The sequence below is a fragment of the Stenotrophomonas sp. 10N36 genome, from assembly GCF_056395005.1.
In genome coordinates this window covers 190,295-200,656 of the sequence record NZ_JBFTIS010000015.1, presented here as the reverse complement: position 1 = coordinate 200,656, position 10,362 = coordinate 190,295, and the positions used below count along the sequence as shown (strand labels likewise).

Below are 10,362 nucleotides of genomic sequence, written 5' to 3'. Positions count from 1 at the left end.
CGAATCCACCGAGCGTCATTACGCCCACGTGGATTGCCCGGGCCATGCTGACTACGTCAAGAACATGATCACCGGTGCCGCCCAGATGGACGGCGCGATCCTGGTCTGCTCCGCTGCTGACGGCCCGATGCCGCAGACCCGCGAGCACATCCTGCTGTCGCGCCAGGTCGGCGTGCCGTACATCGTCGTGTTCCTGAACAAGGCCGACATGGTGGACGACGCCGAGCTGCTGGAACTGGTCGAAATGGAAGTCCGCGAGCTGCTGAGCAAGTACGACTTCCCGGGCGACGACACCCCGATCATCGCGGGTTCGGCCCGTCTGGCGCTGGAAGGCGACCAGAGCGATATCGGCGTGCCGGCCGTGATCAAGCTGGTCGARGCTCTCGACAGCTGGATCCCGACCCCGGAGCGTGACATCGACAAGCCGTTCCTGATGCCGGTGGARGACGTGTTCTCGATCTCGGGCCGCGGCACCGTGGTGACCGGTCGTATCGAGCGCGGCGTGATCAAGGTCGGCGAAGAAATCGAAATCGTCGGTATCCGTCCGGTCCAGAAGACCACCGTCACCGGCGTGGAAATGTTCCGCAAGCTGCTCGACCAGGGTCAGGCAGGCGACAACGCCGGTCTGCTGCTGCGCGGCACCAAGCGTGACGACGTCGAGCGTGGCCAGGTGCTGGCCAAGCCGGGTTCGATCAAGCCGCACACCCAGTTCGACGCCGAAGTGTACGTGCTGTCGAAGGACGAGGGCGCTGCCGGAAGGTGTGGAAATGGTGATGCCGGGCGACAACGTGAAGATGGTTGTCACCCTGATCAACCCGGTCGCCATGGACGAAGGTCTGCGCTTCGCGATTCGCGAAGGCGGCCGTACCGTCGGCGCCGGCGTGGTCTCCAAGATCCTGGCGTAATCTGCTAGAATCTTCGCCCCGATGTTGCCTGGGTAGGGCATCGGGGCGGAACTAAATGGGAAAAGAGGCGCAGGACGCACCTCGTGTTCCCCGGACCAGGAAGGGTCGCGCCATTCAGGCAGTGTCAACAGGTCCCCTGTTGACCGCCGCGTTGTATGCGCGCTATACTTTTTGTCTGGGCAGATCGGGAGACCGGTCTGCCTCGATTTTTGAGGTCTACGGAAAGATCTTGTCGCCGCACGGGAATGTGCGGCGTCTGCATTCAGGATATTCATGGGACAAGGCAACCCAGAGGCCTTGTCCGTCGCTCTTTTAACGAAGGAACCCACCGTCATGGCGGACCAAAAGATCCGGATTCGGCTGAAGGCGTTCGATCATCGTTTGATCGACCGTTCGGCCAGCGAGATCGTAGAAACGGCAAAGCGGACCGGCGCGCAAGTGCGTGGCCCGATCCCCCTGCCGACCAAGATCGAGCGTTACACCATTCTCGTTTCCCCGCACGTCGACAAAGACGCGCGTGACCAGTACGAGACCCGCACGCATAAGCGCGTGCTCGATATCGTTGACCCGAACGACAAGACCGTGGACGCGCTGATGAAGCTCGAACTGGCTGCCGGCGTCGACGTTCAGATCAAGCTGACCTGAGGACTACGACCATGACGAAGAAATATTCGTTGGGCTTCGTGGGCCGCAAGGCTGGCATGAGCCGCGTGTTCACCGAAGATGGCCAGGCCATCCCGGTAACCCTGATTGAAGCTACCCCGAACCGCATCGCGCAGATCAAGACCGTCGAAGCTGACGGCTACAGCGCCGTGCAGGTGACCGTCGGCGCGCGTCGCGCTGCCCTGGTCAACAAGCCGGAAGCCGGTCACTTCGCCAAGGCGAAGGTCGACGCGGGCCGTGGCCTGTGGGAATTCCGCGTTGAAGACGCCCAGCTCGGCGATTTCGCCGTCGGTGGCGAAGTCAAGGCGGACATCTTTGAAGTCGGCCAGATCGTCGACGTCCAGGGTGTCACCAAGGGTAAGGGCTTCCAGGGCACCATCAAGCGCTACAACTTCCGTATGGGTGACGCTACCCACGGCAACTCGCTGTCGCATCGCGCGCCGGGTTCGCTGGGTCAGCGCCAGACGCCAGGTCGCGTGTTCCCGGGCAAGAAGATGTCCGGTCACATGGGCTCGGTGCAGCAGAGCACCCAGAACCTGGAAGTTGTCAAGGTCGACGTCGAGCGCGGTCTGATCGCGGTTCGCGGCGCCGTTCCTGGCGCGGCGGGTGGCGACGTGATCGTCCGTCCGGCGAGCAAGGCATAAGGAGAGATGACGATGGAACTCGTTATCACGGGTAGCAACAACAAGGTCTCGGTCTCCGACGCCGTGTTCGGTCGCGATTTCAGCGAAGATCTGGTTCACCAGGTCGTCGTCGCCTATCGCAACGCCGGCCGCGCCGGCACCAAGGCACAGAAGACTCGCTCTGAAGTGGCTGGTACCACCAAGAAGTCGAAGAAGCAGAAGGGCGGCGGCGCGCGTCATGGCGCACTGACGGCTCCGATCTTCGTCGGCGGCGGTGTCACCTTCGCGGCCAAGCCGCGCAGCTTCGAGCAGAAGGTCAACCGTAAGCAGTACCGTGCAGCCATGTGCGCGATCCTGTCCGAGCTGAACCGTCAGGGCCGTCTGACCATCGTGGAGTCCTTCGATGTCGAAGCGACCAACACGAAGGCTCTGATCGCCAAGCTGGCCGGCCTGGAAGTGGGCAAGCGTCCGCTGATCGTCACCGAAGATGCTTCCGAGCACCTGTACCTGTCGGCGCGCAACATTCCCTACGTGGAAGTGCGTGACGTGCAGGGCCTGGACCCGGTGTCGCTGGTCGGTGCCGACACGGTCGTCATCACCGCTGACGCGGTCAAGAAGGTCGAGGAGTGGCTGGCATGAGCGCCAACGAGAAAATCTTCAGCGTTCTTCGCGCTCCGCGAGTCTCCGAAAAGACCGCGCGCCTGCAGGAACATTCCAACCAGTATGTCTTTGAAGTGTCGAACGAAGCGACCAAGGCCGATGTAAAGGCCGCGGTTGAGCAGCTGTTCGATGTCAAGGTCGAGTCGGTCAACGTGCTGAACGTGAAGGGCAAGAACAAGTCCTTCCGTAACCGCACCGGCCGTCGCGGCGATTGGCGCAAGGCATACGTGCGTCTCGCCGATGGCCAGTCCATCGATGTAACGGCCAAGGCCTGAGGTCCATCCCATGCCATTGATGAAATTCAAGCCCACTTCCCCCGGCCGCCGTTCGGCCGTGCGCGTGGTTACGCCCGATCTGCACAAGGGCGCACCGCACGCAGCGTTGCTGGAGCCGCAGAGCAAGTCCGGTGGTCGTAACCACCACGGCCGCATCACCACCCGTCACGTTGGTGGTGGCCACAAGCAGCACTACCGTGTCATCGACTTCAAGCGCAACAAGGAAGGCATTCCGGCGCGCGTGGAACGCATCGAATACGATCCGAACCGCACCGCCCATATCGCCCTGCTGTGCTACGTCGACGGCGAACGCCGCTACATCATCGCACCGAAGGGCCTGAAGGCCGGTGACCAGGTGATCGCGGGTTCGGATGCGCCGATCAAGACCGGTAACACGCTGCCGCTGCGCAACATCCCGGTCGGTACCACTGTCCACGGCATCGAACTGAAGCCGGGCAAGGGTGCTCAGATCGCGCGTGCCGCCGGCGCCGCCGTGCAGCTCGTCGCTCGTGAAGGTATCTACGCCACCCTGCGCCTGCGCTCGGGTGAAATGCGTAAGGTGCCGGTCGAGTGCCGCGCCACCATCGGTGAAGTCGGTAACGACGAACACAACCTGGAAAAGCTGGGCAAGGCTGGCGCCAAGCGCTGGCGCGGTGTCCGCCCGACCGTTCGTGGTGCTGCCATGAACCCGGTTGACCATCCGCACGGTGGTGGTGAGGCGAAGGCCGGCCAGGGTAATCCGCATCCGGTCACCCCGTGGGGTGTTCCGACCAAGGGTTACAAGACGCGCAAGAACAAGCGCACCCAGCAATTCATCGTCCGCGATCGTAGGGGCTAATCGACCATGGCACGTTCACTCAAGAAGGGCCCGTTCGTCGATCACCACCTCGTCAAGAAGGTGGAGGCCGCTGCGGGTAGCAAGAAGCCGATCAAGACCTGGTCGCGCCGTTCGATGATCCTGCCGGAAATGGTAGGCATCACCATCGCCGTTCATAACGGCAAGAACCACGTTCCGGTGCTCGTCAACGAGAACATGGTCGGCCACAAGCTCGGCGAATTTGCCATCACCCGGACCTTCAAGGGTCACGGTGGTGACAAGAAGTCGGGCAAGTAAGGAGAGATGACAATGGAAGCGAAAGCAATCCTGCGCTCCGCGCGCATCTCTGCGCAGAAAGCCCGCCTGGTCGCTGACCAGGTGCGCGGCCTGCCGGCCGAGCGTGCGGTCAACCTGCTGAAGTTTTCGGATAAGAAGGCTGCCCACCTGATCAAGAAGGTGGTGGAGTCGGCTATCGCAAATGCCGAAAACAACCAGGGCGCCGACGTCGACGAGCTGAAGGTTCAGACCATCATGGTAGATGAAGGTCCGACCCTGAAGCGTTTCATGGCGCGGGCGAAAGGCCGCGGCACCCGCATCCTCAAGCGCACCAGCCACATCACTGTGGTTGTGGGCGCCGGCAAGTAAGCGGAAAGGAAAACACCATGGGTCATAAAGTTCATCCGATTGGTATCCGCCTCGGTATTTCCAAGGACTGGAACTCCAAGTGGTACGCCAACAAGGGCGAGTTCGCTGGTTACCTGGCGGCCGACCTGAAGGTGCGGGAAATGCTGCGCAAGAAGCTTGCGCAGGCCGGCATCAGCAAGATCCTTATCGAGCGTCCGGCAAAGACCGCTCGCGTGACGATCCACACCGCCCGTCCGGGCGTGGTGATCGGCAAGCGCGGTGAGGACATCGAAAAGCTGCGTAAGGAAGTGAGCGAGATGATGGGCGTTCCGGCGCACATCAACGTCACCGAAGTGCGCAAGCCCGAGCTGGACGCACAGCTGGTTGCCGAGTCGATCGCGCAGCAGCTGGAGCGTCGCATCATGTTCCGCCGCGCAATGAAGCGCTCGGTCGGCAACGCGATGCGCCTGGGTGCCCTGGGCATCAAGGTCAACGTGGGTGGCCGCCTCAACGGTGCAGAAATCGCCCGTTCGGAGTGGTACCGCGAAGGCCGCGTGCCGCTGCACACGCTGCGTGCCGACATCGACTATGGCTTCGCTGAAGCCAAGACGACCTACGGCATCATCGGCATCAAGGTCTGGATCTACAAGGGCGAGGTTTTCGATTTCTCCCAGGTTGGCCAGGAAAAGCAGGACGATTCCCCGCGCAACGATCGTAACGATCGCGGCGACCGCGGTGACCGTCAGCGCCCGGCTCGTGAAGCGAGGTAACGACAATGTTGCAACCCAAGCGAACCAAGTACCGCAAGGTACACAAGGGCCGTAACGATGGCCTGAGCTGGAGCGCCAACGCTGTCAGCTTCGGCGAGTACGGCCTGAAGGCAACCGCTCATGGTCAGCTGACCGCGCGTCAGATCGAAGCGGCTCGCCGCTCGATCAGCCGCTACGTCAAGCGCGGCGGCAAGATGTGGATCCGAGTGTTCCCCGACAAGCCGATCACCAAGAAGCCCATCGAAGTCCGAATGGGTTCTGGTAAGGGCAACGTGGAGTACTGGGTAGCCCAGATCCAGCCCGGCCGCATGATCTATGAAATTGAAGGTGTGGATGAAAGCGTGGCTCGCGAGGCGTTCCGCCTGGCAGCTGCCAAGCTCTCCGTGACCACCACCTTCGTGACCCGGACGGTGATGTAATGGATATCAAACAACTTCGCGAAAAGTCGGCTGACGATCTGAAGGCCCACCTGACCGACCTGCGTAAGGAGCAGTTCTCGCTCCGTATGCAGCAGGTTACTGGCCAGCTGCCGAAGACTCACGAAACCCGCCGGGTCCGCCGCGAGATTGCTCGCGTCAAGACCCTGCTCGGCAGCACCAAGTAAGGATGGCCGCGATGAGCGACAATACTGAAAACAAAGCGCTGCGCACGGTCGAAGGCCGTGTCGTCAGCAACAAGATGGACAAGACGGTCACCGTGTTGGTGGAACGCCTGGTCAAGCACGCCCTGTACGGCAAGTACATCAAGCGTTCGACCAAGCTGCACGCCCACGACGCCGACAACGCCTGCAACGAAGGCGATGTCGTCCGCGTGACCGAGATTGCTCCGATGTCCAAGACCAAGAACTGGCGCGTGGTGGAAGTCATCACGCGTGCGGCTGAATAAGGAGATCTGAATCATGATCCAGATGCAGAGCTACCTCGAGGTCGCGGACAATTCCGGTGCCAAGGAAGTGATGTGCATCAAGGTGCTGGGCGGCTCCAAGCGTCGCTATGCCCACATCGGTGACATCATCAAGGTCACCGTGAAGGATGCGATCCCGCGCGGCAAGGTCAAGAAGGGTGAAGTGTTCGACGCCGTCGTGGTGCGTACCCGCAAGGGTGTGCGTCGCGCCGACGGTTCGCTGATCCGTTTCGACGCCAACGCCGCGGTCCTGCTCAACAACAAGCAAGAGCCGATCGGCACCCGCATCTTCGGACCGGTGACGCGTGAACTTCGTACCGAGAAGTTCATGAAGATCGTCTCGCTCGCTCCCGAAGTGCTGTGAGCGACAGGAGATAATCATGGCTAACCGTATCAAGAAGGGCGACCAGGTCGTCGTCAACACCGGCAAGGACAAGGGCAAGCAGGGCGAAGTCGTCCGCGTCGACGGCGATCGTGTGATCGTCGCCAACGTGAACATCGTCAAGCGCCACACCAAGCCGAACCCGCAGGCAGGCGTTGCCGGCGGCGTGGTCGAGCGTGAAGCGTCGATCCATATCTCCAACGTGAATGTGCTGAACCCGGCTTCGGGCAAGGGCGAACGCGTTGGTTTCAAGGTGCTGGAGGATGGACGCAAACTGCGTGTGTTCCGCTCCAGCGGTGAGGCGCTCGACGCCTGAGGATGCGCTGATGAATACCCGTCTCGAAAAGTTCTACAAGGAAGAAGTGGTGCCGGCGCTGATGAAGCAGTTCGGCTACACCAATCCGATGCAGGTTCCGAAGCTGGTCAAGGTCACCCTGAACATGGGTGTCGGCGAAGCAGCCACGAACAAGAAGATCCTGGAAAATGCCGTCGCCGACATGGCCAAGGTCTCCGGCCAGAAGCCGATCGTGACCAAGTCCCGCGTCTCGGTGGCTTCGTTCAAGATCCGCGATGGTTGGCCGATCGGCTGCAAGACCACGCTGCGTCGTGAAAAGATGTATGAGTTCCTGGATCGCCTGATCAACATCTCGCTGCCGCGCGTGCGCGACTTCCGTGGTGTCTCGGGTCGTTCCTTCGACGGTCGCGGCAACTTCAACATGGGCGTGAAGGAACAGATCATCTTCCCGGAAATCGACTTCGACGCTGTCGACGCGATCCGCGGCATGGATATCGCCATCACCACCACCGCCAAGACCGACGCGGAAGCGAAGGCGCTGCTCGCAGCGTTCAAGTTCCCGTTCCGTAACTGATACGTCGAGGAAACCGAAATGGCAAAGACCTCCATGGTCAACCGCGATCTGAAGCGCGCCAAGCTGGCCGTCAAGTTCGCTGGCAAGCGTGAAGAGCTGAAGAAGATCATCTCCAGCCCGACCGCTTCCTACGCCGACAAGGCCGACGCTGTCGTGAAGTTGCAGAAGCTGCCGCGCGATTCGTCGCCGAGCCGCCACCGCAACCGTTGCGAACTGTCCGGCCGCCCGCGTGGCGTCTACAGCAAGTTCGGCCTCGGCCGCAACAAGCTGCGCGAAGCCACCATGCGTGGCGACGTGCCGGGCCTGCGCAAGGCAAGCTGGTAAGGGATTCGTCCCGGAACCTGTCCCGTATCCCCTGGATCTGGGGCAGGGGAACCGACCGGTTGTTCAGGTTTGTTCCCAATTAAGGAGTCCGACGCAAGTCGGGCTCTTTTTGCCGTATACTCCCGCGTCTTGCTCCGTCACAGGGGCTGGCGTAGAGCGGACCGCTGGTCCGCTGAACAGGTAACAAGGGTTCTGGCCCATCCCAGGAACACAGCAAGATTTTCGCGAAAGCGGATATCGGTGCACTCAAAGGTATCGACTATGAGCATGACTGATCCCATCGCCGACCTGCTGGTACGCATCAAGAATGCGGCCGCGGTTGGCAAGCAGACGGTGAAGGCACCGTCCTCCAAGATCAAGGTTGCAATCGCAGAAGTGTTGAAGGCCGAGGGCTACATCACCGACCTGCGCGTGACCAAGATCGAGAACAACAAGGCCGAGCTTGAAATCGTCCTGAAGTATTTCGAAGGCAAGCCGGTCATCGAGACCCTGAAGCGCTTCTCGCGTTCGGGCCTGCGCCAGTACCGTGGCAAGTCTGAGCTGCCGAAGGTCCTCAACGGCCTGGGCATCTCCATCATCTCCACCTCCAAGGGCATCATGACTGATGCGCAGGCGCGCCAGTTGGGCGTCGGCGGCGAAGTCCTGTGCTTCGTGGCCTAAGGCGAGAAGGAACCAACTATGTCCCGCGTAGCCAAGAAGCCGGTCAACCTGCCCAAGGGCGTTGAACTGAACATCCAGCCGGAATCCGTCAGCGTGAAGGGCCCGAAGGGCTCCCTGTCGCTGCCCAAGGTTGCTGGCGTTGAAATCACCGTCGAAAACGGCGTTGCCAACCTGGCCGCCAACGATCCGAGCCTGCTTGCCCTCACCGGCACCGTGCGCGCGATCCTGGCCAACATGGTCCACGGCGTCACCGAAGGCTTCGAGCGCAAGCTCGAGCTGGTCGGCGTCGGCTACCGTGCCGCCATGCAGGGCAAGGACCTGAGCCTGTCGCTCGGTTTCTCGCACCCGGTCGTGTTCGTGGCGCCGGAAGGCATCACCATTTCGACCCCGACCCAGACCGAAGTTCTGGTCCAGGGCACCGACAAGCAGCGCGTTGGTGAAGTGGCCGCCAAGATCCGTGGCTTCCGTCCGCCGGAGCCCTACAAGGGCAAGGGTGTGAAGTACGCCGGCGAAGTCATCATTCGTAAGGAAGCCAAGAAGGCCTAATCAGGCGCGGGAACTTCCACGGAAACCCGGCCATCACTGGCTGGGTTTCTCAAAGCAAAAGCCCGCTTCACTTCAGCTTTCAAGGAACTCAAATCATGAGCATCAACAAGAACATCGCCCGCCTGCGTCGCGCCAAGTCGACCCGTGCACACATCCGCGTTCTCGGCGTGCCGCGTCTGTCGGTGCTGCGCACCGGTCAGCACCTGTACGCCCAGGTCTTCACCGCCGATGGCTCCAAGGTGCTGGCTGCTGCCAACACCACCCAGGCCGACGTCAAGGAAGGCCTGAAGAACGGCAAGAACAGCGACGCCGCCGCCAAGGTGGGCAAGCTGGTCGCCGAGCGCGCCAAGGCTGCGGGCATCGAGAAGGTCGCTTTCGACCGCTCGGGCTACCGCTACCACGGCCGCATCAAGGCACTGGCCGACGCAGCCCGCGAAGGCGGCCTGCAGTTCTAAGGGATTCGGGGGCAGGGCTCAGCCCTGCCTCCACCTGCCTGCCGGCGCGGGTTGCGCCGGGCGACGTCCTTCTTCTGCAAGGGCGAACGATCCACCGCACCACTTCACAGCTATAAGCGGCCTCGAGCCGTACATACTCAATCAATCAAGGAATCAACATGGCAGAAGAACGTCAGCAGCGGGGTCGCGATCGCGACCGTAACCGCGAAGAGAAAGTCGACGACGGCATGATCGAAAAGCTGGTCGCGGTCAACCGCGTCAGCAAGACCGTCAAGGGTGGTCGTCAGTTCACCTTCACCGCACTGACCGTGGTCGGTGACGGCGCAGGCAAGGTCGGTTTCGGCTATGGCAAGGCACGCGAAGTGCCGGTCGCCATCCAGAAGTCGATGGAGCAGGCTCGCAAGAACCTGGCCGACGTCGATCTGAACAACGGCACCCTGTGGCACCCGGTGAAGTCCGGCCACGGCGCAGCCCGCGTGTTCATGATGCCGGCCTCGGAAGGTACGGGTGTCATCGCCGGTGGTGCCATGCGCGCCGTCCTGGAAGCCGTTGGCGTCAAGAACGTGCTGGCCAAGGCCGTTGGTTCGCGCAACCCGATCAACCTGGTTCGCGCCACGTTGAAGGGTCTGAGCGAAATGCAGTCGCCGGCCCGCATCGCGGCCAAGCGCGGCAAGAAGGTAGAGGATCTCAACCATGGCTAATGACACCACCAAGACCGTCAAGGTCCGTCTGGTTCGCGGCCTGCGTGGTGCCCAGGCGCGTCATCGCCTGTCGGTGCGTGCGCTGGGTCTGGGCAAGCTCAACGATGTCCGTGAACTGAAGGACAGCCCGCAGGTTCGCGGTCTGATCAACAAGGTCCACTACCTCGTCAAGGTTGAGGAATAAT

The 10,362-nt window shown here is 61.7% G+C and carries 20 protein-coding genes and 1 pseudogene; all 21 read left to right on the top strand.

Annotation, left to right across the window (positions count from 1 at the left end; genetic code table 11):
- Positions 1–905, top strand: a pseudogene (locus AC1DCJ_RS15275) (elongation factor Tu); the annotation flags it as partial.
- 333 nt (positions 906–1,238) lie between these two features.
- Entirely contained in the window at positions 1,239–1,550 is a 312-nt protein-coding gene (gene rpsJ / locus AC1DCJ_RS15270) for a 30S ribosomal protein S10 (RefSeq protein WP_010341589.1), read from the top strand.
- 11 nt (positions 1,551–1,561) lie between these two features.
- Entirely contained in the window at positions 1,562–2,212 is a 651-nt protein-coding gene (gene rplC / locus AC1DCJ_RS15265) for a 50S ribosomal protein L3 (protein ID WP_038690298.1), read from the top strand.
- Between the two features lie 12 nt (positions 2,213–2,224).
- Entirely contained in the window at positions 2,225–2,830 is a 606-nt protein-coding gene (gene rplD, locus AC1DCJ_RS15260) for a 50S ribosomal protein L4 (protein ID WP_038690296.1), read from the top strand.
- Positions 2,827–3,126, top strand: coding sequence for a 50S ribosomal protein L23 (gene rplW, locus AC1DCJ_RS15255; RefSeq protein ID WP_038690294.1), 300 nt, complete (start codon positions 2,827–2,829; stop codon positions 3,124–3,126). The genes rplD and rplW overlap by 4 nt, the downstream gene beginning before the upstream one ends.
- A 10-nt stretch (positions 3,127–3,136) precedes the next feature.
- Positions 3,137–3,964 carry a 50S ribosomal protein L2 gene (rplB, locus tag AC1DCJ_RS15250; RefSeq protein WP_038690292.1) on the top strand — a complete coding sequence of 276 codons (828 nt, stop codon included), beginning with the start codon at positions 3,137–3,139 and terminating at the stop codon, positions 3,962–3,964.
- Between the two features lie 6 nt (positions 3,965–3,970).
- Positions 3,971–4,240: a 30S ribosomal protein S19 gene (gene rpsS, locus AC1DCJ_RS15245; protein WP_017355409.1), complete on the top strand. Its 270-nt coding sequence runs from the start codon at positions 3,971–3,973 to the stop codon at positions 4,238–4,240.
- Positions 4,241–4,252: 12 nt separating this feature from the next.
- On the top strand, positions 4,253–4,588 hold the full coding sequence (gene rplV, locus AC1DCJ_RS15240; RefSeq protein ID WP_017355410.1) for a 50S ribosomal protein L22: 336 nt from the start codon (positions 4,253–4,255) through the stop codon (positions 4,586–4,588).
- A 17-nt stretch (positions 4,589–4,605) separates the two neighbouring features.
- Entirely contained in the window at positions 4,606–5,337 is a 732-nt protein-coding gene (rpsC, locus tag AC1DCJ_RS15235) for a 30S ribosomal protein S3 (protein WP_038690288.1), read from the top strand.
- Positions 5,338–5,342: 5 nt separating this feature from the next.
- Positions 5,343–5,756, top strand: coding sequence for a 50S ribosomal protein L16 (gene rplP, locus AC1DCJ_RS15230; protein ID WP_017355412.1), 414 nt, complete (start codon positions 5,343–5,345; stop codon positions 5,754–5,756).
- Positions 5,756–5,941, top strand: a complete 186-nt coding sequence (rpmC, locus tag AC1DCJ_RS15225) for a 50S ribosomal protein L29 (protein ID WP_017355413.1) — start codon at positions 5,756–5,758, stop codon at positions 5,939–5,941. Before rplP ends, rpmC begins: the two co-directional genes overlap by 1 nt.
- Before the next feature lie 11 nt (positions 5,942–5,952).
- Positions 5,953–6,222 carry a 30S ribosomal protein S17 gene (rpsQ, locus tag AC1DCJ_RS15220; protein ID WP_038692463.1) on the top strand — a complete coding sequence of 90 codons (270 nt, stop codon included), beginning with the start codon at positions 5,953–5,955 and terminating at the stop codon, positions 6,220–6,222.
- Positions 6,223–6,235: 13 nt separating this feature from the next.
- Entirely contained in the window at positions 6,236–6,604 is a 369-nt protein-coding gene (rplN, locus tag AC1DCJ_RS15215) for a 50S ribosomal protein L14 (RefSeq protein WP_038690286.1), read from the top strand.
- Positions 6,605–6,620: 16 nt separating this feature from the next.
- Positions 6,621–6,938: a 50S ribosomal protein L24 gene (rplX, locus tag AC1DCJ_RS15210; protein WP_017355416.1), complete on the top strand. Its 318-nt coding sequence runs from the start codon at positions 6,621–6,623 to the stop codon at positions 6,936–6,938.
- Between the two features lie 10 nt (positions 6,939–6,948).
- On the top strand, positions 6,949–7,491 hold the full coding sequence (gene rplE, locus AC1DCJ_RS15205; RefSeq protein WP_038690283.1) for a 50S ribosomal protein L5: 543 nt from the start codon (positions 6,949–6,951) through the stop codon (positions 7,489–7,491).
- An 18-nt stretch (positions 7,492–7,509) separates the two neighbouring features.
- Positions 7,510–7,815, top strand: a complete 306-nt coding sequence (rpsN, locus tag AC1DCJ_RS15200; RefSeq protein ID WP_038690281.1) for a 30S ribosomal protein S14 — start codon at positions 7,510–7,512, stop codon at positions 7,813–7,815.
- A gap of 261 nt (positions 7,816–8,076) precedes the next feature.
- Entirely contained in the window at positions 8,077–8,475 is a 399-nt protein-coding gene (gene rpsH / locus AC1DCJ_RS15195) for a 30S ribosomal protein S8 (protein WP_019186156.1), read from the top strand.
- 18 nt (positions 8,476–8,493) lie between these two features.
- Positions 8,494–9,021, top strand: a complete 528-nt coding sequence (rplF, locus tag AC1DCJ_RS15190; protein ID WP_137190958.1) for a 50S ribosomal protein L6 — start codon at positions 8,494–8,496, stop codon at positions 9,019–9,021.
- Between the two features lie 95 nt (positions 9,022–9,116).
- The gene (gene rplR, locus AC1DCJ_RS15185) at positions 9,117–9,476 is read left to right on the top strand and encodes a 50S ribosomal protein L18 (protein ID WP_038690277.1); all 360 of its coding nucleotides are present in this window, start codon (positions 9,117–9,119) and stop codon (positions 9,474–9,476) included.
- 158 nt (positions 9,477–9,634) lie between these two features.
- Positions 9,635–10,177 (top strand): 30S ribosomal protein S5, encoded by a 543-nt coding sequence (gene rpsE / locus AC1DCJ_RS15180; RefSeq protein WP_038690276.1) that lies wholly within the window; start codon positions 9,635–9,637, stop codon positions 10,175–10,177.
- Entirely contained in the window at positions 10,170–10,361 is a 192-nt protein-coding gene (rpmD, locus tag AC1DCJ_RS15175) for a 50S ribosomal protein L30 (protein ID WP_038690275.1), read from the top strand. The genes rpsE and rpmD overlap by 8 nt, the downstream gene beginning before the upstream one ends.
- The last annotated feature ends 1 nt before the right edge of the window (position 10,362 follow it).

Bases quoted from the DNA above. Each gene is read 5' to 3' on its own strand.
- rpsJ (WP_010341589.1), top strand. From the start codon at position 1,239: ATGGCGGACCAAAAGATCCGGATTCGGCTGAAGGCGTTCGATCATCGT.
- rplC (WP_038690298.1), top strand. From the start codon at position 1,562: ATGACGAAGAAATATTCGTTGGGCTTCGTGGGCCGCAAGGCTGGCATG.
- rplD (WP_038690296.1), top strand. From the start codon at position 2,225: ATGGAACTCGTTATCACGGGTAGCAACAACAAGGTCTCGGTCTCCGAC.
- rplW (WP_038690294.1), top strand. From the start codon at position 2,827: ATGAGCGCCAACGAGAAAATCTTCAGCGTTCTTCGCGCTCCGCGAGTC.
- rplB (WP_038690292.1), top strand. From the start codon at position 3,137: ATGCCATTGATGAAATTCAAGCCCACTTCCCCCGGCCGCCGTTCGGCC.
- rpsS (WP_017355409.1), top strand. From the start codon at position 3,971: ATGGCACGTTCACTCAAGAAGGGCCCGTTCGTCGATCACCACCTCGTC.
- rplV (WP_017355410.1), top strand. From the start codon at position 4,253: ATGGAAGCGAAAGCAATCCTGCGCTCCGCGCGCATCTCTGCGCAGAAA.
- rpsC (WP_038690288.1), top strand. From the start codon at position 4,606: ATGGGTCATAAAGTTCATCCGATTGGTATCCGCCTCGGTATTTCCAAG.
- rplP (WP_017355412.1), top strand. From the start codon at position 5,343: ATGTTGCAACCCAAGCGAACCAAGTACCGCAAGGTACACAAGGGCCGT.
- rpmC (WP_017355413.1), top strand. From the start codon at position 5,756: ATGGATATCAAACAACTTCGCGAAAAGTCGGCTGACGATCTGAAGGCC.
- rpsQ (WP_038692463.1), top strand. From the start codon at position 5,953: ATGAGCGACAATACTGAAAACAAAGCGCTGCGCACGGTCGAAGGCCGT.
- rplN (WP_038690286.1), top strand. From the start codon at position 6,236: ATGATCCAGATGCAGAGCTACCTCGAGGTCGCGGACAATTCCGGTGCC.
- rplX (WP_017355416.1), top strand. From the start codon at position 6,621: ATGGCTAACCGTATCAAGAAGGGCGACCAGGTCGTCGTCAACACCGGC.
- rplE (WP_038690283.1), top strand. From the start codon at position 6,949: ATGAATACCCGTCTCGAAAAGTTCTACAAGGAAGAAGTGGTGCCGGCG.
- rpsN (WP_038690281.1), top strand. From the start codon at position 7,510: ATGGCAAAGACCTCCATGGTCAACCGCGATCTGAAGCGCGCCAAGCTG.
- rpsH (WP_019186156.1), top strand. From the start codon at position 8,077: ATGAGCATGACTGATCCCATCGCCGACCTGCTGGTACGCATCAAGAAT.
- rplF (WP_137190958.1), top strand. From the start codon at position 8,494: ATGTCCCGCGTAGCCAAGAAGCCGGTCAACCTGCCCAAGGGCGTTGAA.
- rplR (WP_038690277.1), top strand. From the start codon at position 9,117: ATGAGCATCAACAAGAACATCGCCCGCCTGCGTCGCGCCAAGTCGACC.
- rpsE (WP_038690276.1), top strand. From the start codon at position 9,635: ATGGCAGAAGAACGTCAGCAGCGGGGTCGCGATCGCGACCGTAACCGC.
- rpmD (WP_038690275.1), top strand. From the start codon at position 10,170: ATGGCTAATGACACCACCAAGACCGTCAAGGTCCGTCTGGTTCGCGGC.